The sequence below is a fragment of the Actinoplanes sp. NPDC089786 genome (assembly GCF_040684855.1).
Lineage (GTDB): Bacteria > Actinomycetota > Actinomycetes > Mycobacteriales > Micromonosporaceae > Actinoplanes.
Map to the genome: position 1 here is coordinate 1,498,754 of NZ_JBFBGU010000001.1, position 25,259 is coordinate 1,524,012.

Sequence of the window (25,259 nt, forward strand, 5' to 3'; positions counted from 1 at the left end):
CGGTGTTCAATCGTGTCGCCATCGTCAACCGCGGAGAGGCCGCGATGCGGCTCATCCACGCCGTCCGGGATCTGTCCGCCGAGACCGGGACGCGGATCGAGACGGTGGCGCTCTACACCGACGAGGACAGCAACGCCACGTTCGTCCGGGAGGCCGACGTCGCCCACCCGCTGGGCCCGGCGTCCGCCCGTCCCTATCTCGACCACGCCGTCCTCGAGCGCGCCCTGCTCGACGTCCGGGCCGACGCGGCCTGGGTCGGCTGGGGCTTCGTCGCCGAGGACCCGGCGTTCGCCGAGTTGTGCGAGCGGATCGGGGTCACCTTCGTCGGCCCGAGCGCCGAGGCGATGCGCAAGCTCGGCGACAAGATCGGGTCGAAGCTGATCGCCGAGGAGGTCGGGGTCCCGGTCGCGCCGTGGAGCCGTGGCGAGGTGGCCACGCTCGACGACGCGCTGCGGGCCGGTGACGAGATCGGCTACCCGCTGATGCTCAAGGCGACCGCCGGTGGCGGCGGCCGGGGCATCCGGCGGGTCGACTCGGCGGCCGACCTGACCGACGCGTACGAGCGGACCAGCCAGGAGGCGCAGCGCGCGTTCGGCTCCGGCGTGGTCTTCCTGGAGCGACTGGTCACCGGGGCGCGGCACGTCGAGGTGCAGGTCATCGCCGACGGGCAGGGCACCGCCTGGGCGCTGGGCGTCCGCGACTGCTCGGTGCAGCGCCGCAACCAGAAGGTGATCGAGGAGTCGGCCTCCCCGGTGATGTCACCGGAGCAGACCGCCGAGCTGAAGTCGTCGGCCGTGCGGCTGGCCCTCGCGGTCGGCTACCGCGGCGCCGGCACCGTCGAGTTCCTGTTCCACCCGGGCGAGAAGCTGTTCGCGTTCCTCGAGGTCAACACCCGCCTCCAGGTCGAACACCCGATCACCGAGATCACCACCGGCACCGACCTGGTCCGGCTCCAGCTGCACGTGGCCGGCGGCGGCCGGCTCGAGGGACCGCAGCCGCCGGAGAGCGGGCACGCCGTCGAGGCGCGGCTGAACGCCGAGGACCCGGACCGTGACTTCGCGCCGTCGCCGGGCCGGATCGTGCGGCTGATGCTGCCGGCCGGCCCGGGCGTCCGGGTGGACACCGGGGTGAGCGAGGGCGACTCGATCCCGGCCGCGTTCGACTCGATGATTGCCAAGATCATCGCGTACGGGCGGGACCGCGACGAGGCGCTCGGCCGGCTGCGCCGGGCGATGGCCGAGACCACCGTGATCATCGAGGGTGGCGCCACCAACAAGAGCTTCGTACTCGACCTGCTCGACCAGCCCGAGGTGATCGACGGCAGCGCCGACACCGGCTGGATCGACCGGGTGCGCGGCGAGGGCCGGCTGGTCAGCCACCGGCACTCGGCGGTCGCGCTGGCCGCCGCCGCGATCGAGGCCTACCAGGACGAGGAAGAGGTCAGCCGGCAGCGCCTCCTCGCCACCGCCCACGGCGGGCGCCCGCAGGTGCGGCACGAGACCGGCCGCCCCCTCGACCTCAAGCTGCGCGGCGCGAGCTATCGCGTCCGGGTCTCCCGGCTCGGCCAGAAGCGGTTCCGGGTGGCCGTCTCGGCCGGCGCCGACCTGCACCGGGCCGACGTCGAGGTCGAGCAGTACGACGAGCACCTGGGCCGGATGCTGATCAACGGCCGCCGCTTCCGGCTGGTCACCGCCACACACGGCCCGATCCACCTGGTCGAGGTCGACGGCGTGACCCACCGGGTCAGCCGGGACGAGGGCGGCGTGGTCCGCTCGCCCGCGCCCGCGCTGGTCGTCGCCACCCCGGTGGCGGTCGGCGACGAGGTCGACGCCGGGGCGCCGATCCTCGTGCTGGAGAGCATGAAGATGGAGAACGTCCTGCGTTCGCCGTTCCGGGCCCGGGTCCGCGAGCTCCCGGTGTCGGTCGGCAGCCAGGTCGAGACCGGCGCGCCGGTGCTGCGCCTGGAGCCGCTCGGCGACGCCGTCGAAGAGGCCACCAGCGCCGTCACGGGCGTGGTCGACCTGCCCGAGGCGCCGGCCGACCCGCCCGCCGCGGCGCGGGCCGAGCGAGGCCTGGAAGACCTGCGCGGTCTGCTGCTCGGCTTCGACGTCGACCCGGACGACCGGCGGCGCGTCGCCGGCTACCTGACCACCCGGGCCGCGCTGGGCGGCCGGGTCTCGGACGGCGAGGTCGACCTGCTGACCGTCTTCGCCGACCTGCTCGAGCTGAGCCGCAACAAGCCGGGCGGCGACATCGAGATCGAGCCCGGCAGCCCGGTGCACAGCCCGCGCGAGTACTTCCACAGCTACCTGCAGAGCCTCGACGTCGAGCGGGCCGGCGTGCCCGAGACGTTCCAGGCCCGCCTGCGACGGGTGCTCGGCCACTACGGCGTCGCCACCCTCGACCGCACCCGCGAGCTGGAGGCGGCGGTCTTCCGCATCTTCCTGGCCCAGCAGCGGATGCCGTCCGATGTCGACGTGGTGTCCGAACTGCTCCGGCACTGGATCGCCGGTCCGCCGCCGTTCGGCGACGCGCTGCTGGAGCGGGCCGGTCTCGCCCTCGAGCACCTGGTCGAGGCCACCCAGATCCGCTTCCCGGCGGTGTCCGACCTGGCCCGTGGCGTGGTGTTCCGGTGGTTCGCCCAGCCGCTGCTGCGGCGTACCCGGGCCAAGGTCTACGCGGCCGTCCGCGACGACCTGCGCCACCTCGACCGCAACCCGGACGCCCCGGACCGCGCCGAGCGGATCCAGGCCATGGTGGCCAGCTCCGAGCCGCTGGTCCGGCTGATCGGCCAGCGCGTCGGCCGGCCCGGCCGCGACCTCGCCCCGCTGCTCGAAGTGGTGACCCGCCGCTACTACGGCAACCGGACCCTCTCCGACATCGTCACCCGTGAGGTGGCCGGCTGCCGGTTCGTCACGTCCCGGCACACCTCCCCGGAGCGGGAGACCCTGATCGTCACCACCGCCGTGGACATCGCCGCCCTGCCCGACGCCGTCGCCGCGGCCTTCGAGTTCGCGGCCGAGGTGGACGAGCGCGGGCTGGTGGCCGACCTCTACGTGACCTGGGAGGGCCAGCCGGACAACACCGACACGCTGGCCGAACGGCTGGCCGAGTTCCTCGCCGCCCGGCCGCTGCCGGCCGGGGTGCGGCGGATCACCCTCACCGTCGCCGGGTCCAGCGGCCTGCTGCACCACCACTTCACCTTCCGCCCGGACGGCGACGGATCCGGTCTTGTCGAGGACCGGCTGATCCGCGGTCTGCATCCGGCCATCGCCCGGCGCCTGCAACTGCAGCGGCTGCGCGAGTTCCACCTCACCCGGCTGCCCTCGGCCGACGAGGAGATCTACCTCTTCAAGGCGGTGGCGCACAGCAACCCGGCCGACGAGCGGCTGATCGCGATGGGCCAGGTGCGTGACCTCACGCCGCTGCGCGAGGCGGACGGCCGGCTGGTGGCGCTGCCCGCGGTCGAGGACGCGATCACCGCCGGCCTGGACGCGATCCGCAACATCCAGGCCCAGCGCCCGCAGAACAAGCGCTTCGACACCAACCGGATCATGATGTACGTCTGGCCGTCCACCGAACTGACCGCGGACGAGCTGAACGCCCTGGTGCAGCGCATCCTGCCGACCACGGCCGGCGCCGGCCTGGAGGAGGTCCAGTTCCTGGCCCGGCAGCGCAACGCGGCCGGTGAGCTGAGCGAGGCCGCGGTCCGGATCACCATCGACCCGAGGCACGGCGCCAGCCTGTCCGTCGACAAGCCGACCGACGAGCCGGTGCAGCCGCTCGACGACTACCGGCAGAAGGTGCTGCGGGCGGCCCGCCGGGGCAACGCCTATCCGTACGAGCTGACCAGCATGCTGGCCGGCCCGAGCGGCGGCTTCGTCGAGCACGACCTCGACGAGCACGGCGTCCTGGTTCCGGTGGACCGGCCGGCCGGCCGCAACAAGGCGGCGATCGTGGCCGGGGTGGTCACCACGCCGACGGCCCGGCACCCCGAGGGCGTGACCCGGGTCATCCTGCTCGGCGACCCGACCAAGGCGCTCGGCGCGCTGTCCGAGCCGGAGTGCTCCCGGGTGATCGCCGCCCTCGACCTGGCCGAGCGGATGCGCGTGCCGCTCGACTGGTTCGCGCTGTCGGCGGGCGCCCGCATCTCGATGACCTCGGGCACCGAGAACATGGACTGGGTGGCCGCCGCGCTCAAGCGGATCGTCACGTTCACCCAGGCCGGCGGCGAGATCAACGTCGTGGTCGCGGGCATCAACGTCGGCGCCCAGCCGTACTGGAACGCCGAGGCCACCATGCTCATGCACACCAAGGGCATCCTGGTGATGACCCCGGATTCCGCGATGGTGCTCACCGGCAAGCAGTCGCTCGACTTCTCCGGCGGCGTCTCGGCCGAGGACAACTACGGCATCGGCGGGTACGACCGGGTGATGGGCCCGAACGGCCAGGCGCAGTACTGGGCGCCCGACCTGATGTCGGCCCGAGACGTGCTGATGGCGCACTACGACCACACGTACGTGCAGCCGGGGGAGTCGGCGCCGCGCCGGGCGGCCACCGACGACCCGGCCGACCGGGACGTCTCCGGCTACCCGCACTCGGTGGCGGGCAGCAACTTCACCACGGTCGGCCAGATCTTCTCGCGGGAGCACAACCCGGAGCGGAAGAAGGCCTTCGACATCCGTACGGTCATGCGCGCCCTCGCCGACCAGGACCACGCGGTGCTGGAGCGCTGGGCCGGGATGGCCGACGCCGACACCTCGGTCGTGCAGGACGTCCACCTCGGCGGCTGGCCGGTCTGCCTGGTCGGCATCGAGTCCCGCTCGGTGCCGCGCCGCGGCTTCCCGCCCACCGACGGCCCGGACACGTACACCGCCGGCACGCTCTTCCCGCAGTCGTCGAAGAAGACCGCGCGGGCGATCAACGCGGCGTCCGGCAACCGCCCGCTGGTGGTGCTGGCCAACCTGTCCGGCTTCGACGGCTCCCCGGAGTCGATGCGCAAACTGCAGCTCGAGTACGGCGCCGAGATCGGCCGGGCCATCGTCAACTTCCAGGGCCCGATCGTGTTCTGCGTGATCTCCCGCTACCACGGCGGCGCGTTCGTGGTGTTCTCCAAGGCGCTCAACCCGAACATGACCGTGCTGGCGCTGGAGGGCTCGTTCGCCTCGGTGCTGGGCGGCGCCCCCGCGGCCGCGGTGGTCTTCTCGGGCGAGGTGAACAACCGGACCGTGAACGACCCGCGGGTCGTCGACCTGCAGACCCAGGTGGCGTCGGCCAGCGGCGCCGAGCGGGCCGAGCTGAACGTGCGGCTGGCCGAGGTCCAGTCGGCGGTCCGCGCCGAGAAGCTGGGCGAGGTGGCCGCCGAGTTCGACCGGGTGCACAGCATCCAGCGGGCGGTCGAGGTCGGTTCGGTCGACGCCATCATCAGCGCCGCCGAGCTGCGGCCGCGCATCATCGAGGCGATCGACCACGGGATGAAGCGCTGAACCCGGTGCCTATACGCGCTCAGAGCAGCTCTGAGCGCGTATAGGCACCACCGTCCTGCCCGCCACCGTCCTGCCGCGGCCGAGGTGGCCCGCTACAGGGGAGCGAAGGATCCGTCGGGACGCGGCGGCAGGTCGTGCACCGCGACCACGGCCGCGGTCGGGATCGGGCCGTAGACGTGCGGGAACAGCCGGCCGTCCGGGTCGGGCGGGTCGCCGTCTTCCCAGACCGGCGGCTTCGGCAGCCGCTTCTCGTCGATCTCGAGCACGACGAGGTCGGTCTCGCCGCGGGCCAGCCGGGTCGCCGGCACGTGCACGTGGTCGCGCGGCGAGCAATGGATGAACCCCTGCGTGGAGAGCGTCTCATTGATGTAGAGCGCGGCGTCGGCGGAGTAGTCGGACCGGTGGCAGAAGTGGTAGATCATCCCTTCTCCAGGAACTCGGCTCGTTCCTCGTCGACCAGGGCGGCCACGGACGCGGCCAGCGCCGGGTAGCGCGACAGCGTCGGGTCGTCCTCGACGAGTGAAGCGGCCTCGGCGCGCGCCTCCTTGATGAGCTTCTCGTCCCGCAGCAGCGACAGCAAGCGCAGATGTGAATGTTTCCCGGATTGCGAGGCGCCGAGCACGTCGCCCTCCCGCCGTTGTTCCAGGTCGATCTCGGAGAGCTTGAAACCGTCCGTGGTGGACGCCACCGCCTCCAGCCGCTCGCGGGCCGCCGACGCCTCGGCCGCCTCGCTGACCAGCAGGCAGATCCCGGCCGCCGAGCCCCGGCCGACCCGGCCGCGCAGTTGGTGGAGCTGGGAGACGCCGAACCGGTCGGCGTCCATGATGATCATCACGGTGGCGTTGGGGACGTCCACGCCGACCTCGATCACCGTGGTCGCCACCAGCACGTCCAGGTCGCCGGCGGCGAACGAGCGCATCACCGCGTCCTTCTCGTCGGCCGGCAGCTTCCCGTGCAGGATCGCGATCCGCAGCCCCTTGAGCGGACCGTCCGCCAGCGCCGGCGCCACGTCCAGCACGGCCAGCGGTGGCCGCTTCGCCGACTCGTTGTCGCTGGGGGGTTCGCCGTCCTCGTTCGAATCCGAGTCGGTGTCGCCGATCCGTGGGCACACCACGTACGCCTGATGGCCGTCCTTGACCTCTTCGCGCAACCGCCGCCAGGCCCGGTCCAGGAAGGCCGGCTTCTCCAGGGCGGGCACCACATGCGAGGCGATCGGCGAACGGCCCCGCGGCAACTGGGACAGCACCGACGTCTCCAGGTCGCCGTAGACCGTCATGGCCACCGTGCGCGGGATCGGCGTGGCCGTCATCACCAGCACGTGTGGCGGCTGGGCGGCCTTGGCCCGCAACGCGTCCCGCTGCTCGACCCCGAACCGGTGCTGCTCGTCGACCACGACCAGCCCGAGATCGGCGAAGTCGACCCCCTCGTACAGCAGCGCGTGCGTGCCGATCACGATGCCGGCGCTGCCGTCGGCGACCTGGGCCAGCGCCGCCCGCCGGGCCTTCGCCCCCTGCGAACCGGTGACCAGGGTGACCCGGGTGCCGGTCGGGTCGCCGTCGAGCTCGCCGGCCCGGCCGAGCGCGCCGAGCTGGGCGCCGATCCCGCGGAAGTGCTGGGTGGCGAGCACCTCGGTCGGTGCCAGCAGAGCCGCCTGCCCACCGGCGTCGACCACCTGCAGCATCGCGCGTACCGAGACGAGGGTCTTGCCCGAACCCACCTCGCCCTGGAGCAGCCGGTGCATCGGGTGGGGCCGGGCCAGGTCGGCCGCGATCTCCTCGCCCACGTCGCGCTGGCCCTCGGTCAGCTCGTAGGGGAGCGAGGCGTCGAACTTCGCCAGCAACCCGGCTTCGGCGCGGGGTCGCGCGATTGCCGGGGCCGCGGCCGCGCTGGCCTTGCGCTGCACCAGAGTCAGCTGTACGGCGAAAGCCTCGTCCCACTTGAGCCGGTACTTGGCCTTGTACAGCTCCTCGGTCGAGCTGGGCCGATGGATCTCGAACAGGGCCTTCGCGATCCCGACCAGCTTGTTGGTCGCCCGGGTGGCGGGCGGCAGCGGGTCGTCCGGCGCCTGGAAGGTGTCGAGCACGGTTCGCACGCACTTGGCGATCACCCAGGTCGGCACCGCCTGCGCCGCCGGGTAGACCGGGATCAGCGCGCCCGCGAACTCCTCGATCTCCTCGGCCGCCTCGTCCTCGGTCGCGTCGACGCTGAGCAGCTGATAGGCCGGGCCGTTGAGCTGCCGCTTGCCCCGGAAGTCGGTCACCTTGCCGGCGAAGAGACCCCATCGTCCGGTACGCAGCTCGCGCTGCCGCCACGCCTGGTTGAAGAACGTGCAGGTGAGGGTGGCGCCGGAGCCGTCGCCGATGGTCACCTCGAGCATCGAGCCGCGCCGCTGCCGCATCGGCTTCACGTTGATCGAGCGCACCTGGGCCAGCAACGTGACCTGCTCGCCGACCTCCAGCTTGCGCATGTCGGTGTGTTCGCCGCGCTCGTCGTACCGCCGCGGGAAGTGGTAGATGAGGTCGCCCGCGGTGTGCAGGTCGAGATGGTCGGCGAGCGCCTTCGCGGTCTTGTCGCCCAGCACCTTGCCCAACGGTGTCGTGGTCGTGGTGGCGGCGGTCGTCGTTTCGCTCACTCGACTCCAACCAGTAGGTGGTACCGGGGCTGCCCGCCGGCGAAGCTCTGCACCTCGGCGAACGGCCAGCCCTGGCCGATGTGTGCCGTCAAGGTCTCGTCCAGCCCCCGCGGGGCGTCCGCGCCGAGCACCAGGGTGACCAGCTCACCGCCGCCGCCCAGCATCCGGTCGACCAGCCGGCAGGCCACGCTCGGCAGGTCGTCGCCGATGATGTGCACCTCGCCGTCGACCAGGCCGAGCAGATCACCGGGCCGGCACCGCCCCGCCACGGTCAGGGACTCACGCTGGGCCGTGCAGACCTCGCCGTACCGGCAGGCGCCGGCCGCCTCGGCCATGGCGATCACGTCATCGGCGAAGGACCGCCCCGGGTCGCGCACGGCCAGCGCCGCCAGCGCCTGCACCGGCGACGAGGTCGGCACCACGCTGACCCGGACCCCGTTGTGGGACGCCTCCCGGGCCGCCGCAGTGGCCACCGCGTGGGTGTTGTCGTCGTTGGGCAGCAGCACCACCCGACCCGCGCCGGTGCTCTCGATGGCCGCCAACATCTCGGCGATGGACGGGTTCCGGTCGACGACAACGGTCCCCTCGGCCGCGAAGAGGGCCGTCAGCCCTTCACCCGCGGCCACGACAACGGCCCCGCGCGCGTTGCGGGCCGGCGCGTCCTCGACCCGCGGCCGCGGCTCGTCGAGGTCGTCGTGCTCGCCGCCGTGGTGCTCGTGCCGGTCGCCCCGCACGCCGTCGAGCCGGCTCACGCCGATCCGGTGTGGCCGCCCGGCCTCGAGCCCGGCCTCGATGGCCGCGCCGACCGCCTCGACCGGCACATGAACATGCACGTTCCAGGTCGGCGCGACGGCGTCCCCGGTGCCGACGACCACCAGCGAATCCCCGAGCCGGTCCAACTGCCCGCGCAACACATCAACGGCCTCGGCCGGCGCATCCAACAGGTACTGCACCTCATACCCGAACCCGGCCGCGCCGGCCATCTCCGCAGTTCGATCCCCGGCCGCGCCGGCCGTCTCCGGGCCTTCTCCGCTGATGGCGAGGGCGGTTTTCCCGCCCACCCCGGGCAGGGGCTGCTCATCGCTGCCAGGAGGCCCTAACGCCTCGACCAGAGCCTCGAGCAGAAGCACGAGCCCCCGCCCGCCCGCGTCGACCACGCCGGCCCGCGCCAGAACCGGCAGCTGCTGCGGCGTCCGCGCCAGGGCCTCGGCCGCGGACCGGGCCGCCGCCCGGGCCACTGCCCGCAGGTCATCGGACTTGAGCCTGCCGGCCCCCTCGGCCGCCGCGGCCACCACGGAGAGAACAGTGCCCTCGACCGGCCGGGCCACCGCCGCGTAGGCCGCCTCGCTCGCCGTCCGCAACGCCGACGCCAGCTCGGACCCGCGCACCGCCACCGCGGTCGCGAACGAGTCGGCCATGCCGCGCAGGATCTGGGACACGATCACGCCCGAGTTGCCCCGGGCGCCGAGCAGCGCACCCCGAGCCATCCGGCGCATCGCCCGCCCCAGCGGCGTTCCGCTCTCGGCCGCGTCGGAGGACGACTCGGACGACTCGAGCGCCTCGGCCGCCGAGGTCAGCGTGAGCACCAGGTTGGTGCCGGTGTCGCCGTCGGGGACCGGATAGACGTTGAGCTCGTCGATCTCGTGCTGGTGAGCCCGGAGCGCGGCGAGCCCGCCACCGCACCAGCGGTGGACGGCCGCGTCGTCCAGCGTTTCCAGCACGCTCCGACCTTACTGGGGAGGACCGACAATCCCTCCGTACGTGAGCCCGATTGGCTCCTCCGCCATGCCATCAGGTACCGTGGTCGGGTTGCCTGTGGGCGGGTCAGCCCTGGGCGCTCCAAAGTTCTCGGATTCAAATCAGTTCTCGGTTCAAATCTCAGGAGTATCACCGTGGCTAGCGTGTGTGACGTCTGTGGCAAGGGGCCCGGCTTCGGCCACAACGTGTCCCACTCGCACCGGCGGACCAACCGCCGCTGGAACCCCAACATCCAGTCGGTGCGTACTCCGGCCGGTGGTGGCACGACCAAGAAGCTGCAGGTCTGCACCTCGTGCATCAAGGCCGGCAAGGTCGTCCGCGCCTGATCCGGTACCGATGATCAACCCCCGCGACGCCTAGCGTCCGGGGGTTGTCTGCGTGTCCAGCTCCCGCGCGTAGGACAGCACGCCCGCGTGCCCCTGGTAGAAGCCGAAGTCGGCGATGCGGACATATCCCGCCGACTCGTACAGCCCGACCGCTTCCGGCTGTTTGTCGCCGGTCTCCAGGATCACCCGCCGCAGCCCGGCCGCCCGAGCCGACTCCTCGATGGCGGTCAGCAGCCGCCGCGCCACACCCCGGCCGCGCGCCGCTCGGGTGGTGAACATGCGCTTGAGCTCGGCGTCCGAACCGTGCCGGCGCCACCCGGCGCACCCCACCAGCCGGTCCCCCTCGACGGCGGCGAAGAAGCGCCCGCCCGGCGGGTCGAAGTCGGTCAGCGCCACCGGGGTGTCGTCGCCGCTGCCGCCGTACCGCTCGCCCATCTCGGCCAGCTGAGCCGTGACCAGCGCCTGCACCCGCGGGTCGGCGAAGCCGATCTCGCGCACCACGATCTCGTTCACGGAGAACGAGACTAGGTCGCGTCTCGTGGATCAGCCAGGCCTGATCCACAGGACACGGGCTGGCTCTCAGCGGAAGTGGTCCCATCCGGTGCCGCCGGTCCACGCGCTGCGGTCGACGGTCACCCCGGTGCCCTCGTGCACGCTGCCGACCACCCGGAAGCCCGGGGGCAGCGCGGCGCCTGGTGGGAAGGACGCGGCCAGCGCGTGGTCGTCCCCGCCGGTCAGGATCCAGAGGTACGGGTCCACGCCGAGCGCGCTGGCCGCGTCCCGCATCTGATCCGGCACCGTGAAGGCCTCGCGCCGCACGTCGATGCCGACCACGCTGCCGGTGGCGATGTGACCGAGATCCTGGAGCAGCCCGTCGGACACGTCGATCATGGCCGTGGCGCCGGCCCCGGCCGCCGCCGCGCCCGCCGCGTAGGGCACCTCGGGCCGGCGATAGGCCTCCACGAACATCTTCGGGGTGCGGAAGCCGCGGGACAGGATCGCGTACCCGGCTGCGGCGTAGCCGGTTCGCCCGGCCACCGCGAGCACGTCGCCGGGCTGAGCGCCGGTGCGGGTCACCGGCGCCTGCCCGGCCAGGTCGCCGAGCGCGGTGACGGCGATGGTCAGCGGCCCGGCCGACACGTCCCCGCCGACCACGCTCGCGCCCACCTTGGCGGCCTCCGCGGCCAGCCCGCCGGCCAGGTCCTCGGCCCAGGACACCTCCAGGTCGGTGGGCGCGACCAGGGCGACCAGCAGGGCCGTCGGGGTGGCGCCCATCGCGGCGATGTCGGCCAGGTTCGCCCCGGCCGCGCGGTGGCCCACATCGGCGGCGGTGCACCAGTCCCGGCGGAAATGCCGGCCCTCGACGAGCACGTCGGTGCTCGCCACCACACGCCCGTCCGGGGCGGCGACCAGGGCGGCGTCGTCGCCGGGCCCGAGCAGCGTGGAAGGACCGTCGTCGAGGCGCGCGACGATCCGTGCGATCAGCCCGAACTCGCCGGCCTCGGCGATGCTCACGTGGTTTCCCCCTCTATGGTGGCCACCTCGAGGTGGCCGGACGCGCACTGGCCGATCCGTACGGTAGTTTCACGTTCGGGTAGAACCGTCGGATAGGAGTCAGGTCGTGGTCCAGGCATACATCCTCATCCAGACGGAGGTCGGAAAGGCCCGTGACGTGGCCGCCGCGATCGACAAAATCGCCGGGGTGGTCCGGGTCGACGCGGTCACCGGCCCGTACGACGTCGTGGTGCTGACCGAGGCGAAGACGGTCGACGAACTCGGCCGGCTGATTGTGAGCAAGGTCCAGTACGTGCCGGGCATCACGCGGACGCTCACCTGCAGCGTGGTAAACCTCTGAGCATGGTCGACCTGGTGACCCGTACCCCCGTCGAGCCCGACCCGGGCAATCGCAAGGCCGCCCTCTTGGCCGCGGTGATCGCGGTCCCGGTGGCGGTGATCGTCGGGGTGGTGTTCTTCCTCGCGGTCCGGCCCGACGCGCCGGCCGCCCCGGCCCTTCCCGCGGCTTCGGCCGGCGCGCCGGTGATCGTGCCGTCGACGCCGGTGCCGATGACCGTGCCCAAGCTGAGCCCGCGCGCGGCCCAGGTCTGCCTGGCGGTCACCTCGCAGCTGCCCGACACGGTGCGGAATCTGCCCGCGCGGCAGGTGAGCGCCGGTCCGGAGCAGAACGCGGCGTGGGGCGAGCCGCCGCTGACCGTGGCCTGCGGGGTGCGACAACCGCAGATGTGCGCGGCGCTGGACGAAGGACCCGACTGCGTGCCGCTGACCGCCGATCTGCTGATCATGAACCGGGTCTGCTGGTACGGCCGGACCGGCACGTCCGGGTCGGTCTTCACCACGATGGACCGCGAGGTCGCCGTCCAGGTGACCGTCCCGGCCGGGCTGGCGAATCCGGCCCAGTGGGCGAACGAGTTCTCCGACGCCGTGGTCAAGACGGTCAGTTCCAAGACCGCCGGGGTGCCTTCCGGCTGCGGCGGTTAGCAGGCGTTCAGGAGGCGTTCTCGACGCCGAACGACTGGGGGAGCACCTCGGTGTCCCAGAGTTCGTCCAGATGCGCCAGGAAGCCGATGAGGCTGCGTTCCAGGTCGCGTCGCTCGGCCGGCGGCAGGGCGGCGAGCGGGTCGGTGAAGACGAGGCCGGCCGGGAGCGCCGAGCGGGTGCCGACGAACCGGCGGCAGGCGGTGCACCAGACGTACGAGACCAGGGTGGGCCGGCGCGCGGTGGCCGGCGTGGTCAGGTAGGCGCGGACGGCGCGCGCTCCGCAGGACGGGCAAATGCGCTCACCCGGGTCGGCCATGAACGCCGTCCCCTGGGTGAGCGCGGCCACCTCGGCGCCGTCGAAGCTCTTCCACTCCATGGCGCCACCGTATGCCCGTACCCGATCGGGGCGAAAGTGGACACAAGCGAAGGGCGCGCCGACCGGGTGGTCGGCGCGCCCTCCGCAGGAGCTAGCTGGTGTTACGTGATCAGGCCGTGAACTTGACCTTGCGGCGGCGAGCCACGAAGAACAGCGCCGCACCGATCAGGAGCACGCCACCGGCGACACCGGCGAGGGTGCTGGCGTTGGCGCCCGTCAGCGGGAGCGTCCCGTCGCCGCCACCGGCGCCGGCGGCCGAGCAGTCGTCCGGCTTGTCCCAGGCGATCTCGGTGGTCTCGTCGATCTCCTTGGCGCCGACCTCGACGGTGAAGCCCTCCTTGGCGGAGAACTTCTCGGTCTTCTTCTCGCCCGGCTTGACGGTCAGCTCACGCTTCTCGCCCCTGCTGGTCTTGAGGGTCAGCGTGATCTTCACGCCGTCCTTCGGGTTGTCCAGGCCGATGACGATCGTGGTGCAGTCCATCTCGACGATGGGGGTCGGCTCGCCCGGGGCGGCCGGGGTCGACGGCGTCGTCGGGTTCTCCGGCTCCTCCGGCTTCTGCGGCGCGTCGGGCTTGCAGTCCGGCTGGATGTCGATCTTCTTGGTGGCGCTCTTCTGGTCGACGCCCGGGGTCTTCCAGTCCAAGGTCACCTTGAGCGTGACGCTCTTGGTGGTCTTGGGGAGGGTCTGCGTGGCCGTGACCGACTGGTTCTCGGGGATCGACTGACCGACCGCGAGCTCGGGAACGGCCGGAGCGGCCTGGGCGCTGAGCGGCTGGTCGTTCTCACCGAGGAACACCGACTCGGTGATGAAGCCGGCCCGGCCCTTCATCGAGTAGTTGAAGACGGTCCACTCGACCTTCCAGTTGTCACCCGTCGGGCACTCGGCCTTGACGTTGATGTCCGGGTGGTGAGCGCTGGCCGGTGCGGTGAAAGCCACGGCGCCGACCAGGCCGATGAAGGCTCCGGCGATCGCGGCCGTGGTGCGGCGCAGGGGGGACTTGAGCAGGTTCACGCGTGCTCCTGTGCTCCTGTGGTGGGATCAGGGGTACGAGCCAGGGGAGGGCGCAGCGAAGGCACGAGAACGAGAGAGCCTTGCGACGACGCCTCCCCGACGTCGTCGGGCATCCGACCTAAGTCGTCTGCAACAGGCAGTGACCATAGCGACTGGCGTGAATTTGCGAAACCGATGAGTGCGGCTTAATGGTGTCGATGCGAATCCGAGATCTTCGTTGTACCGAGAGGCATTTCATCGATCCGCTGAGTAGGGTTCGGAGGTCGCAGAATTCACCGGCGCGGCCGTTGCCGATGCCTGTGCAGTAGCGTCGATCCGTGCTAATGGGAGCGCAATGACCAGGATCATCGCCGGAGTGCTCGGCGGGCGGCGGTTGTCCGCACCGCCCGGTTCGCAGACCCGGCCCACCGCCGACCGCGTCCGTGAGGCGCTGTTCAGTTCGCTGGCCTCGTTGACCGATCTGGACGGTGCCCGGTTCGTTGATCTCTATGCCGGTTCGGGGGCCGTCGGCCTCGAGGCATTGTCACGCGGAGCTACCTTCGCGCTTCTCGTGGAGTCGGATGCCAAGGCCGCGCGGGTGATCCGGGACAACATCGTCGCGCTGCGTGCGGGAGCGTCGACCCGGCTGGTGACCGGCAAGGTGCTGTCGGTGCTCGCCGCCGAGCCCGAGGGCGGCCCGTTCGACGTGGTGTTCGCCGACCCGCCGTACGCCCTGGCCGAGGAGGAGGTCGACGAGCTGCAACGGCTGCTGGTGGCCAACGGCTGGCTGGCGCCGGATGCTGTGGTGGTGCTCGAGCGCGCCACCCGGGCGGTGCCCCGCGGCGAGGATCTGAGCTGGGTGGACGGCATCACACCGGAACGCAGCAAGCGGTACGGGGAGACCACGCTTTGGTACGGTCGCCGATCATGAGACGTGCGGTGTGCCCGGGTTCCTTCGATCCGGTGACCAACGGCCACCTGGACATCGTCGGCCGGGCCAGCCGGCTCTTCGACGAGGTGATCATCGGGGTGCTGATCAACCAGCACAAGACCGGTTTGTTCACCATCGAGGAACGCATCGAGATGCTTCGCGAGGTGACCGAGCCGTACGGGAACGTCCGGGTCGAGTCCTTCCGTGGCCTGCTCGTCGACTTCTGCCGTACGCAGGAGGCCGCCGTGGTGGTGAAAGGCCTTCGCGCGGTCAGCGACTTCGACTACGAGTTGCAGATGGCGCAGATGAATATCGGGCTGTCCGGCGTCGAGACATTGTTCATGCCGACCAATCCGCAGCATTCATTCCTGTCCTCCAGCCTGGTCAAAGAGGTGGCCAAGTGGGGTGGCGACGTTTCCACGTACGTCCCCGACGTGGTGGGCGACCGGTTGGTGACACGCCTCAAGCAGGGCTGAGGCGGGCCGACTCGCCGGGCGCACCCCATCATGGGCAGTGGCCGACTACGCAGTAACGTGATCGCACCACGCTGCGTGGGGCGCGTGACGCTCGGTTGGTGACAAGCAGGGAGATGAGACGCCGGTGGACCCGCTCGACCGCATCGACGAGATCATCGCCATGGTGGAGGCGGCACGATCGGTGCCGATGTCGCGGACGAACTACATGTTCGACCGCGGCGAGATGGTCGCCATCCTCGACGAGCTGCGCGCCGAGCTGCCGGGTGACCTGCGCCGGGCGGCCGCGCTGCTGGAGGAACGCGACAAGATCATCGACGCCGGCAAGCGCGAGGCCGACCGGATCATCAGCGAGGGTGAGTCCGAGCACGCCCGGCTGGTCTCGGTGAACGAGATCACGGTCTCGGCCGAGCACGAGGGCGCCCGGATCATCGCCGAGGCCCGGGCCGAGGCCCAGCGCCTGCGCGAGGAGGTCGACGACTACGTCGACACCGCGCTGGCCAACTTCGAACAGTTCCTGACCAGGGCGCTGGCGTCGATAGAGCGTGGCCGCGACAAGATGCACGCGCTCCGCGAGATCGGCACCTTCCAGGGCGAGGACGAGCGCCCGCTACCCTTCTAGGGCCGATTCGACGCTCGACCGGCTGCTCAGGTAACCTTTCCTGTCGGCCTTCCACGGCCTGAGAGTTCACTATGCCTAAGTCATCGCAGAGTCACCTGGATCCCAGGCAGCCGCTGGTCGTCGACACGACGAAGCTCCCCCGGCAGCCTGGTGCGACGCGTGCCCTCCAGCGGGTGGTGCCGGCGCCGGCGGATCTCGGCCTGGAACTGATCTCGGTGCCCGTGGGCTCCGACCTCGAGCTCGATCTGACGCTCACGTCGGTGTCCGAGGGTGTCTATGTCAGCGGTCACGTCCGCGGCTCACTGACCGGCGAGTGCGGTCGTTGCCTGGACGAGATCGACCAGTCCTTCGACGTGTCCGTCGCGGAGCTGTTCGCCTACGTGGACAGCACCACCGAGGAGACCACCGACGAGGACGAGGTGGGCCGGATGCGGGGCGACCTGCTTGACCTGGAGCCGGCGGTACGGGACGCGGTGGTGCTCACGCTGCCGGCGAACCCGGTCTGCCGGCCGGACTGCCCAGGGTTGTGCACCGAGTGCGGCGCACGTCTCGCGGACCTGCCGGCTGACCACAGCCATGAGGCCGCCGACCCCAGGTGGGCCGCTTTGCACAACCTTTCGAGTAACGAGGAGTAGGAACCGTGGCCGTCCCCAAGCGCAAGATGTCGCGCAGCAACACCCGCTCGCGCCGGGCCAACTGGAAGGCGACCGTGGTCTCGACCGTGGCGTGCCCCCAGTGCAAGTCGCCGAAGCTGCCGCACGCGGCGTGCTCGGTCTGCGGCACCTACAACGGGCGTCAGGTTCTCGAGGTCTGAGTCGGCCTGGTGACGCGCCCGAACATCGGGCGGGTCGAGTCTGACCAACGGCGAGATGCCGGTGCTCCGGACGGCGGGACAACCCCGCAACCGGGCACCGCGCGGATCGCCGTCGACCTCCTCGGCGGGGACCATGCTCCCGCCGTCGTGGTTGACGGCGCTCTGCACGCCGTTCAGGCCGATCCGTCCGTGCACCTTCTTCTCGTCGGCCCCGTGGAAGCGGCCGGCGAGGTTCTCGCTGCCCTGAGCCCGGCCGATCGGGCCCGCGTGCGCACGATCGGCAGTCCCGCCTCCCGCCCCGGCAACACCGGCTGGATCGAGTCCGGCGTCCGTGCCGCGGTCCTGGCCGTCGCCGAGGGCCAGGCCGACGCGGTGGTCTCCGCCGGGTCGACCGGCGCCACGGTCACCTCGGCCGCGCTCGGTCTCGGGCGCTGGCCCGGGGTGCGCCGCCCGGCGCTGGCCGCGGTGCTGCCCACCGCCACCGGCCGGATCGTGCTCCTCGATGTCGGCGCCACGGTCGATCCGGACGAACGGGCCCTTCTCACCCAGGCCCGGCTGGGCGCCGCGTACGCCGCGGTGGCCCACGGGATCGCCGAGCCCCGGGTCGGCCTGCTCACCATCGGCACCGAGCGCGGCAAGGGCGACCGCCTCCGACGGGCCATGCCCGCCCTGCTGAGCGGAACCGTCCTGCCCGCGGGCGCCCGCTACGTCGGCCTGGTCGAGGGCGACGACGTGGTGACCGGCCGCGGCGCCGACGTCGTGGTGACCGACGGCTTCACCGGCAACGTCCTGCTCAAGGGCCTGGAGACGGCGTACGCCCTGATCACCCCGCCCCGCAACGGCGATGTCCCGCCCCGCGCGGCCACCCTCCTCGGCGTCGCCGGCACGGTCGTCGTCTGTCACGGCGCGGCCTCCGGCCCTGACCTCGCGGCCGGCATCGCGCTGGCCGCCGATCTGCACCGCCGGGCCGCGGTGCCGTCCATCGCGGCCTTCCTGAGCGAATGAGCGAACCAGAGGTGATTGATGAGCAATGACAAGAGACGACGGCCGTCGACCGAGCCGCTCGAGGAGGCCTGCGGTGTGCCGCTCGAACCCGGCCTGCTCGAACGGGCCCTCACGCATCGTTCGTACGCGTACGAGAACGGTGGTCTGCCGACCAACGAGCGCCTGGAGTTCCTGGGTGACTCGGTGCTCGGCGTGGTGATCACGTCGGCGTTGTTCCACAACCACCCCGATCTCCCGGAGGGCCAGCTGGCCAAGCTCCGGGCGAGCGTGGTGAACATGCACGCGCTGGCCGACGTGGCACGCACGCTGGGTCCCGAGGGGCTCGGTCCACACCTGTTGCTGGGCAAGGGCGAGGAGACCACCGGCGGCCGGGACAAGGCGAGCATCCTGGCCGACACGCTGGAGGCGCTGCTCGGCGCGATCTATCTGGAGCACGGCCTGGACAAGGCGGGCGACGTGATCCACAAGCTGTTCGACCCGCTGATGGCCGAGTCGGCCGGGCGCGGCGCCGCCCTGGACTGGAAGACCAGCCTCCAGGAGCTGACCGCGGCGCTCGGGCTGGGCGTGCCCGACTACGTGATCGACGACGCCGGCCCCGACCACGCGAAGACCTTCACCGCCTGGGTGGTGGTGGCCGGCGAGCGGTACGGCGGCTCGGACGGCCGCAGCAAGAAGCAAGCCGAGCAGCGGGCCGCCGCGGCCGCGTGGCGGACCCTCAACGAGCGGGCCGAACAGGACACCCCGCCCCCGGCCGTCGCCGGTGGCGGACACGCCCCGTGACCTCGCCGCCCGCCGGGGAACGCCTTCTCGACCGGGCCGGTGGGCCGCGTGGGCTGGCCATCGCGCTGGGCATCCTGATCGCCGGCCGGTTGGGTCAGCTCATCATGCTGGTCTGGCTGTCCGCGGCCGCCGACGACGGCCAGACCATGCGCCAGCACCTGCTGGAGTGGGACGGCGGCTGGTTCGAGCGGGTCGCCACGAACGGCTATCCACACGGCTACACGTACGGGCAGTCCGGCGCCCTGGAGGCCAACGAGCTGGCCTTCTTCCCGGTCTACCCGACGCTGATCCGGCTGGTCATGGTGTTCGGGGTGGGCTCCGGCACGGCCGCGCTGGCGGTGGCCTGGCTGGCCTCGGCCGGCGCCGCGATCGCCCTGCACCTGCTCGGCACGAGCCTGCACTCGCGCCGCGCGGGCTGGGCGCTGGTGGCGATCTGCACCACCGCGCCGGTCTCGGTGGTGCTCAGCATGGCGTACTCGGAGGGGCTCTTCCTCGCCTTCGTGGCCGGGATGCTGGTCGCGGCGCATCGCCGGGTGTGGTGGGCGGCGGGGCTGCTCGGCCTGGCGGCGTCGCTGACCCGGCCGACCGGCGCCGCCGCGGCGGTCGCGCTGGCGGTCGCGGCGATCATGGCGGTCCGGCAGGTGAGGTCGTGGCAACCGATCGCGGCGGCGGTGGTCGCCCTGGCCGGGGTGCCCGCCTACCTGGCCTGGGTCGGACTGCGGGTGGGTGAGCCGGACGCCTGGTTCAAGATCCAGAGCGCCGGCTGGGGCACGTCGTTCGACGCCGGCGCGAGCACGATCACCTTCCTGGGCACGACGCTGAGCGCCGGCGACGGCTGGGTGCCGGTGAGCGTGGCCCTGATCCTGCTGGCCGCCCTGGCCGCGGCCGGTGTGGCGCTGGCCACCCGGCCCTGGCCGCCGCTGGCCGTCTACGGCGTGCTGGCGATGATCCTGGTGTACGGGCAGGCCGGCTTCTACCACTCCAAACCGCGCCTGCTGCTGCCCGTACTGTTGACGCTGATGCCCGCGGTGGTGGCCGCGGCCCGCGCCCGCCCCCGGGTCGCGGTGCCGGCGATCGTCGCGTGGGCGCTCTTCGGCCTCTGGTACGGCGCGTACCTGGTCGTCGTCTGGCCCTACACGCTCTAAGGACCCCGTTGTGCCCGAACTTCCCGAGGTGGAGACCGTCCGTCAGGGGCTGGCCAAGTGGGTGGCCGGCCGGACGATCAAGTCCGTCGAGGTACGCCATCCGCGTGCGATCCGCCGTCACCTGCCCGGCGACGCCCACTTCATCGCCATGCTGACCGGCCGCACGATCCTCGACGTCGCCCGCCGCGGCAAATACCTGTGGCTGACGCTCGACTCCGGCGACGCGATCATCGGCCACCTCGGCATGAGCGGCCAGCTGCTGGTCGAGCCGGCCGAGAAGGCGGACGGGCCACACCTGCGGGTCCGGTTCACCTTCGCCGACGGCGGCCGCGAGCTGCGTTTCGTCGACCAGCGGACGTTCGGCGGGCTGGCCGTCTCGGAGGGCGGCGCCGAGCTGCCGGACGAGATCGCGCACATCGCCCGCGACCCGATGGACCCGCTCTTCGACGACGAGAAGTTCGTGGCCCGGCTGCGCGCCAAGCACACCGAGATCAAGCGCGCCCTGCTCGACCAGACCCTGATCTCCGGCGTGGGCAACATCTATGCCGACGAGGCCCTGTGGCGGGCCCAGTTGCACGGCGCCCGCCCGACCGACGCGCTCACCCGGCCCGCCGTCCGCCGCCTGCTGGCCCACGTCCGCGACGTCCTCGGCGAGGCGATCGTGGCCGGTGGCACGTCGTTCGACGCGCTCTATGTGGACGTCAACGGGCAGAGCGGTTACTTCGACCGGGCCCTCAACGCGTACGGCCGGGAGGGCGAGCCGTGTCACCGCTGCGGCACGCCCATCCGCCGGGAGCAGTTCATGAACCGCTCGTCCTTCAGCTGCCCGAAGTGCCAGCCGCGCCCACGAGTGCTGTCGCCCCGGGATAGTCGGGCAGCGTCAGGGCGGTAGTCGCCGCCCGGATGTCGCGACCGGTCAGTCCGGTGGCCTCGAGCAGGGGGGCCACCTTGAGCAGCACGTGGTTGCGGAACCACAGGGCCCGGGTGGTCGACGGGGCCAGCATCGACGCGCCGTCGTCGGCCAGGGCCTGATTCTGGCGTACGAAATCACGGGTCTTCTGCTCGTAGGTCTTGAACGCCACCTCGGGCGGCGCCGAGGCCAGTTCGCCGGCCAGCACATAGCCCCCGACCAGGGCGATGGAGGAGCCCTGGCCGGAGAAGAACGACGGCGCGTGGGCCGCGTCGCCGGCCAGCCCGACCCGCCCGCGTGACCAGACCGGCATCCGGATCTGGCTGGTCACGTCGAAGAAGACGTCGTCCGCGGCGCGCATGCCGTCGAGCAGCCTGGGCACGAGCCAGCCCTCGCCGCCGAAGATCTCGGTCATCAGCGCGCGCTGGGCGGCCACGTCACGCAGCTCGGCCAGCGGCGGGATCGGCCGCTTGGCCATCAGGAAGCCGTGCAGCGTCGGGCTGCAGCCGGGCGCGTAGATCGCCGCCATCCGGCCGGGCGCCGACCAGAGCAGCCCCTCGTGGGCCAGGCCCAGGTCGTTCGGGATGGTGAACCCGGCGAAGCAGTAGCCGAGGTAGTGGTTGAACTGGTCCTCCGGGCCGAAGGTCAGCCGCCGGGTGTTCGAGTGCAGCCCGTCGGCGCCGATGACGACGTCGAAGTCCTCGCTCCGGTGTTTGTCGAACGCCACCGTCACGCCGTCGCCGTGATCATCGATCGCGGCGATCGAGTCGCTGAAGATCCACTCGACGTCGTCGCGGACCGCCGCGTAGAGGATCGACGTGAGGTCGCCGCGCGGCAGCTCGACGTCGCGACGTGCGACCCCGCCGGTGAGCTTCTCGGGGTCCATCGACCCGGCGACCTTCCCGTCCGGGGCGAAGAACGTGAGCTTCCGGGAGTTGATGTGCGCCGCCCGGACCTGGGGCAGCACGCCCATCCGGTCGATGACGTCGAGGGCGGTGCCGCGGACGTCGATGGGGTAGCCGCCGCCGCGCACGGTGGGCGCCTTCTCGACCACGGTCACCTCCCAGCCGTAGCGGTGCAACCAGTAGGCCAGCGTGGGTCCGGCGATGCTCGCGCCGGAGATGAGTGCCTTCATGGCGACGACACTACACCGTGCAGTGTAGTTCCGGTAAGGTCGTCGTGTGCCAAGTGAGAAGACGCTGCGTGAAGGGTCGGCGGCGAAGCGCGCGGCCATCCTCTCGGCCGCCCGCGAGCTGTTCCTCAACGACGGCTTCGACCGGACGAGCGTGGACGCCGTCTCGGCCCGGGCCGGCGTCTCCAAGCGGACCGTGTACGACTACTTCGGCGACAAGCAGACGCTGCTCGGGGCCGTGGTGAACGACATATCCGGCTCGCTGCTGGACGCGGTCCGGCGCACCATCCAAGGCACCCTGGCCGGGCTCACCGACCCGGCCCAGCTCGAGGACGCGTTCGTCGGCTTCTCGATGCGGATCGTCACCGACATGCTCGGTTCGGCCGACTACACGATGCTGATCAAGCTGCTCGGCGGGGAGGGCCACCTGGCCGACGCGCCGTTCGGGGACGCGCCCGAGGACGAGCTCGCGGCCCAGCTGGCCGTGCTGGCCGAGCGTGGGCTGTTGACGGCGCCCGACCCGCGGATGGCCGCCGACCATCTGCTCGCGCTGACCTTCGGGGTGGCGATGAACCGGTTCGGGGCGCTGCCGAGCGCCGGGGACGATCGGGTGCGGCCGCTGGTGGTCGAAGGGGTGCGGGCCTTCCTGCGGGCGTACGCCGGCTGTTCTTCCGGCTAGGACCGCACCTGTTCGGGGATCGGGCTCACCTGCGGGGCCGCGTCCGTGGCCAGGCCGAAGCCGGCGCCGCGGCGGCCCATCAGGCGGCGGGCGGCGGTGAGCAGGGCGGTCGGCACGCCGTGCACGAGGTGGCCGTCGCCGGGGACCACGCCGTCGCCGTTCCAGCCCTGGTAGGCGTCCCACGGGCCGTCGAAGGTGCAGATGCGCGCGCCCAGCTCGCGGTAGGACGGATGCGTCGGCACCCCCGGGTTCAGCACCACACGATGCAGGCCGCGGCGGGCCGCCAGCCGCAGCGTCAGCGCCACCGGGCCGACACCGCCCTCGCCGGCCGGGGCGCGGTCCAGGAACAGGCCCTCGACGCCGTCCTCGCGCCACGCGTCCACATCGGCCAGCACGTCGGCCAGGGAGCGGCCACCCCAGTCCAGGTCGACCCGGCCCAGCACCTGGTGCACCGAGTGTCGCCGGCCGGGGCGGGCCTGGATGATCCAGGTGTCGGCGTCCAGGGCCAGGTTCGCGGACGGGTGGGCGTACGGCGGGAAAAGGGTCTTCACGAAGATCTCCGATGGTCCTTTTGATCGGCTGACGTGTAGGCCACCAGCAGCAACCCGAGCAGGTGGGTCGCGGCGAGCACGGCCACGACGGACGGCAGCGGCTTCGCCAGGAGCGGCAGCGTCAGGATTGCCAACGGCGCGGCGGCCGCCAGGGATGCGGCCGTCGCCGTCCGCCGGCGCGCCGCGAGCAGGAACGTGATCGCCAGCAGGCCGCCGAGCAGGGTTCCGGCGGCCAGGGTGAGCACGCCGTCGCGACCCTGCGGGAGGCGGTACGCGGCCGCGGTCAGCGCGACACCGGCGGCCAGCGGCGGCAGCAGCGCCGACACCGTGGTCACCGCGACGCTCCGCACATGCCGGCGGTAGTCGCGTTCACTCTCGGCCAGGTCCAGCCCCGCCTCGACCTCGTGCAGATGCCAGCCGACCAGCGTCTCCAACGCGGGCACGGCGACCAGCAGGGGCAGCATGGCCAGCACCGCCGAACCGTCCGGGCCGGCCCGCCACAGCAGAACAGCGGTGCCGGCCTGCGCCGCGCCGAGCACCAGATGCCCCAGCCCACGCCACACCGCGCCCCGCACGAGCCGCGGCCGCCCCGGCACCCGCCGCATGATCACCGGCCGGTAGGCCCGCACCGCCGCCACCACGATCGCCGCCGGCAGCAGCGTCCCCAGCGGCAGGCCGGCCGCCCACCCGTCACCCAGGGTGGCGGCCACGCTCAGCGCCCCCAGCAACCAGCAGGGCAACGACCACCGGACAACATCGGCTTCGGTACGGGTGACAAGCGCCGCCGTGACCGTCGCCAGCGTCGCCAGCCCGCCCAGCCCGACCATGAACGCGAGCATCCGCGACCCGCCGAGCAGCGCGTCCGGCGCCACCCAGACGAGCGCGCTCCACACCCCGCCCGCGGCCAGGAACCCGCCACCGACGAGCCGGGCCGCCGGCGCCGCGCCCGCACCTCGCGCCACCTCGGCGCCGACACTGGTCAACGCCTGCGCCGCACTCCACCCGAGCAGCACCAGCACGGTCGGCACCAGCCACCCGAGCCGCCCCAGCACCGGCAGCCCGGCCACCGCGACGCTGAGCGGCCCGACGTAGAGCGCACACCGGACCAGCGCCGTCCCGACGTAAGGCCGCTTGGCCGGTGCCCGCCGAGCCCCACGCTGGGCCCGCCGCTGCTCCAGATGAGTGAGGACGGACACCCCCACCCCCTGCAACGACATCCCGTACCGCCGCCGCGCCTCATCGTCATCGTCGACACCCATCCGGCCGATCTCCGCGACCACATCGGACGCGTCGACCAGGTCGTCACCGAGCCGCTCGGCCAACTCGACCACCGACCGCCCGACCGGCTCCTGGTCCGCGGCGGCTACCGCGGCGGCTTCCGCGGCGGCTTCCGCGGCGGCTTCCTCGGCAGGCGACTTCGGCGCCGGCGTGGCCGCGTCGACCCCGGACGGCGGCCACGCCCACCGGCCGCGCCCGTCCTTCCCGGCGACCGCCGGATCAACGACCGCAACCGGCAGCACCGCCACGGCATCCAGGTCATCGGCGTCCAGCACCGGCCGCGGTTCCTCGCGCTCGGCGGCGTCGGGCCACGACTGCTCCGGGTCGGCCTGGTCCAGATCCGCTGCCGGTGGATCGTCGGCGGCGGTCGCCGGCTCGGCGGGATGCGCCGGCCATTCGATCGGCCTGACCGACGGCCGGGGCCACAACGCGCTGGCCTCGGGGCCGGTCGGCGGTTCGTCCAAGGCTTGCGGGCCGGTCAAAGCTTGAGGGTCGCCCTCGGCCGTCGGGTCCAGGTCGTGGTGGACGTCCACGTCTTGTGCCTCGTGCGCGGCAGGCGTGTCCACCTCAGCGGAGTGCTCATCACGCCGACGACGGCGCCACGGCTTGCGCCACGACCGGCCGGCGGGGTCATCGTCGAGGGCGACGCGATCGTCGTCCTTCCACAGGTTGCTGAAGTCGGGCTCGGGCGCTGGAGGGCCGCCGGCCAACGCGATCCGACGGTCGTCGTCCCACGCCGAGTCCGTCCACCCGCCCGCCGCGGGTGCGACCGAGACCGGGTCGCCGAGGTCGCCAGGTGGGGCGTCGCCAGGTGGCGAGTTATCGGGCCGGGTGTCGCCGGGCGGGGTGTCGCCAAACGGGGAAGCGCCAAACG

The 25,259-nt window shown here is 72.2% G+C and carries 24 protein-coding genes; 14 read left to right on the top strand and 10 right to left on the bottom strand.

Annotation, left to right across the window (positions count from 1 at the left end; translation table 11 throughout):
• The first annotated feature begins 2 nt into the window (after positions 1–2).
• The gene (locus tag AB0O15_RS07265) at positions 3–5,486 is read left to right on the top strand and encodes a carboxyl transferase domain-containing protein (protein ID WP_364315222.1); all 5,484 of its coding nucleotides are present in this window, start codon (positions 3–5) and stop codon (positions 5,484–5,486) included.
• A 92-nt stretch (positions 5,487–5,578) separates the two neighbouring features.
• On the opposite strand, the gene AB0O15_RS07270 is transcribed toward AB0O15_RS07265, so the two are convergent.
• The 3 genes from AB0O15_RS07270 to AB0O15_RS07280 are packed head-to-tail and all read right to left on the bottom strand — an operon-like array spanning position 5,579 to position 9,839.
• Positions 5,579–5,908, bottom strand: a complete 330-nt coding sequence (locus tag AB0O15_RS07270) for a DUF952 domain-containing protein (protein WP_364315225.1) — start codon at positions 5,906–5,908, stop codon at positions 5,579–5,581.
• On the bottom strand, positions 5,905–8,118 hold the full coding sequence (gene recG / locus AB0O15_RS07275; RefSeq protein ID WP_364315228.1) for an ATP-dependent DNA helicase RecG: 2,214 nt from the start codon (positions 8,116–8,118) through the stop codon (positions 5,905–5,907). Before recG ends, AB0O15_RS07270 begins: the two co-directional genes overlap by 4 nt.
• Positions 8,115–9,839 (bottom strand): DAK2 domain-containing protein, encoded by a 1,725-nt coding sequence (locus AB0O15_RS07280; protein ID WP_364315230.1) that lies wholly within the window; start codon positions 9,837–9,839, stop codon positions 8,115–8,117. The genes recG and AB0O15_RS07280 overlap by 4 nt, the downstream gene beginning before the upstream one ends.
• 171 nt (positions 9,840–10,010) lie before the next feature.
• Between AB0O15_RS07280 and rpmB the strand changes: the two genes are divergently transcribed.
• Positions 10,011–10,202 (top strand): 50S ribosomal protein L28, encoded by a 192-nt coding sequence (gene rpmB, locus AB0O15_RS07285; RefSeq protein ID WP_030436140.1) that lies wholly within the window; start codon positions 10,011–10,013, stop codon positions 10,200–10,202.
• A gap of 30 nt (positions 10,203–10,232) precedes the next feature.
• Here rpmB and AB0O15_RS07290 read toward each other — a convergent pair whose 3' ends face one another.
• Entirely contained in the window at positions 10,233–10,715 is a 483-nt protein-coding gene (locus tag AB0O15_RS07290) for a GNAT family N-acetyltransferase (protein WP_364315233.1), read from the bottom strand.
• A gap of 66 nt (positions 10,716–10,781) precedes the next feature.
• Complete coding sequence (locus AB0O15_RS07295; RefSeq protein WP_364315235.1) at positions 10,782–11,717, bottom strand: thiamine-phosphate kinase; 936 nt, start codon at positions 11,715–11,717, stop codon at positions 10,782–10,784.
• A gap of 106 nt (positions 11,718–11,823) precedes the next feature.
• Here AB0O15_RS07295 and AB0O15_RS07300 point away from each other — a divergent pair, with 106 nt between their 5' ends.
• On the top strand, positions 11,824–12,057 hold the full coding sequence (locus tag AB0O15_RS07300) for an Lrp/AsnC ligand binding domain-containing protein (RefSeq protein ID WP_364315238.1): 234 nt from the start codon (positions 11,824–11,826) through the stop codon (positions 12,055–12,057).
• 2 nt (positions 12,058–12,059) lie between these two features.
• Positions 12,060–12,698, top strand: a complete 639-nt coding sequence (locus tag AB0O15_RS07305; RefSeq protein ID WP_364315241.1) for a DUF3515 family protein — start codon at positions 12,060–12,062, stop codon at positions 12,696–12,698.
• Positions 12,699–12,705: 7 nt separating this feature from the next.
• On the opposite strand, the gene AB0O15_RS07310 is transcribed toward AB0O15_RS07305, so the two are convergent.
• Together AB0O15_RS07310 and AB0O15_RS07315 are read right to left on the bottom strand one after the other, a co-directional pair.
• The gene (locus AB0O15_RS07310; protein ID WP_364315243.1) at positions 12,706–13,074 is read right to left on the bottom strand and encodes a hypothetical protein; all 369 of its coding nucleotides are present in this window, start codon (positions 13,072–13,074) and stop codon (positions 12,706–12,708) included.
• 109 nt (positions 13,075–13,183) lie between these two features.
• Positions 13,184–14,086: an LPXTG cell wall anchor domain-containing protein gene (locus AB0O15_RS07315; protein WP_364315246.1), complete on the bottom strand. Its 903-nt coding sequence runs from the start codon at positions 14,084–14,086 to the stop codon at positions 13,184–13,186.
• A gap of 334 nt (positions 14,087–14,420) precedes the next feature.
• On the opposite strand from AB0O15_RS07315, the gene rsmD reads away from it, so the two are divergent.
• The 9 genes from rsmD (at position 14,421) to mutM (ending at position 20,727) form a co-directional block, all read left to right on the top strand.
• Entirely contained in the window at positions 14,421–14,996 is a 576-nt protein-coding gene (rsmD, locus tag AB0O15_RS07320) for a 16S rRNA (guanine(966)-N(2))-methyltransferase RsmD (protein ID WP_364315249.1), read from the top strand.
• On the top strand, positions 14,993–15,472 hold the full coding sequence (gene coaD, locus AB0O15_RS07325; protein ID WP_364315252.1) for a pantetheine-phosphate adenylyltransferase: 480 nt from the start codon (positions 14,993–14,995) through the stop codon (positions 15,470–15,472). The genes rsmD and coaD overlap by 4 nt, the downstream gene beginning before the upstream one ends.
• A gap of 124 nt (positions 15,473–15,596) precedes the next feature.
• The gene (locus AB0O15_RS07330) at positions 15,597–16,091 is read left to right on the top strand and encodes a hypothetical protein (RefSeq protein WP_364315254.1); all 495 of its coding nucleotides are present in this window, start codon (positions 15,597–15,599) and stop codon (positions 16,089–16,091) included.
• Positions 16,092–16,162: 71 nt separating this feature from the next.
• Positions 16,163–16,726 (top strand): DUF177 domain-containing protein, encoded by a 564-nt coding sequence (locus tag AB0O15_RS07335; RefSeq protein ID WP_364315257.1) that lies wholly within the window; start codon positions 16,163–16,165, stop codon positions 16,724–16,726.
• A gap of 5 nt (positions 16,727–16,731) precedes the next feature.
• Positions 16,732–16,905, top strand: a complete 174-nt coding sequence (gene rpmF / locus AB0O15_RS07340; RefSeq protein ID WP_364315259.1) for a 50S ribosomal protein L32 — start codon at positions 16,732–16,734, stop codon at positions 16,903–16,905.
• A 105-nt stretch (positions 16,906–17,010) separates the two neighbouring features.
• Positions 17,011–17,910, top strand: coding sequence for a phosphate acyltransferase PlsX (locus tag AB0O15_RS07345; protein ID WP_364317108.1), 900 nt, complete (start codon positions 17,011–17,013; stop codon positions 17,908–17,910).
• 18 nt (positions 17,911–17,928) lie between these two features.
• On the top strand, positions 17,929–18,690 hold the full coding sequence (gene rnc / locus AB0O15_RS07350; protein ID WP_364315262.1) for a ribonuclease III: 762 nt from the start codon (positions 17,929–17,931) through the stop codon (positions 18,688–18,690).
• The gene (locus AB0O15_RS07355; RefSeq protein WP_364315265.1) at positions 18,687–19,835 is read left to right on the top strand and encodes a hypothetical protein; all 1,149 of its coding nucleotides are present in this window, start codon (positions 18,687–18,689) and stop codon (positions 19,833–19,835) included. The genes rnc and AB0O15_RS07355 overlap by 4 nt, the downstream gene beginning before the upstream one ends.
• 10 nt (positions 19,836–19,845) lie before the next feature.
• Positions 19,846–20,727, top strand: coding sequence for a bifunctional DNA-formamidopyrimidine glycosylase/DNA-(apurinic or apyrimidinic site) lyase (mutM, locus tag AB0O15_RS07360; protein WP_364315267.1), 882 nt, complete (start codon positions 19,846–19,848; stop codon positions 20,725–20,727).
• Here the strand turns inward: mutM and AB0O15_RS07365 are convergent.
• The gene (locus tag AB0O15_RS07365; RefSeq protein WP_364315269.1) at positions 20,654–21,880 is read right to left on the bottom strand and encodes an FAD-dependent monooxygenase; all 1,227 of its coding nucleotides are present in this window, start codon (positions 21,878–21,880) and stop codon (positions 20,654–20,656) included. The two genes, mutM and AB0O15_RS07365, sit on opposite strands and share 74 nt — an antisense overlap.
• A gap of 46 nt (positions 21,881–21,926) precedes the next feature.
• Between AB0O15_RS07365 and AB0O15_RS07370 the strand changes: the two genes are divergently transcribed.
• Complete coding sequence (locus AB0O15_RS07370) at positions 21,927–22,556, top strand: TetR/AcrR family transcriptional regulator (RefSeq protein WP_364315271.1); 630 nt, start codon at positions 21,927–21,929, stop codon at positions 22,554–22,556.
• Here AB0O15_RS07370 and AB0O15_RS07375 read toward each other — a convergent pair.
• Both AB0O15_RS07375 and AB0O15_RS07380 read right to left on the bottom strand, forming a co-directional pair.
• Complete coding sequence (locus AB0O15_RS07375) at positions 22,553–23,107, bottom strand: spherulation-specific family 4 protein (protein ID WP_364315273.1); 555 nt, start codon at positions 23,105–23,107, stop codon at positions 22,553–22,555. The two genes, AB0O15_RS07370 and AB0O15_RS07375, sit on opposite strands and share 4 nt — an antisense overlap.
• Positions 23,104–25,259: hypothetical protein (locus tag AB0O15_RS07380; RefSeq protein ID WP_364315275.1), on the bottom strand; the 2,156-nt coding region annotated here is incomplete at its 5' end. The genes AB0O15_RS07380 and AB0O15_RS07375, both read right to left, overlap by 4 nt.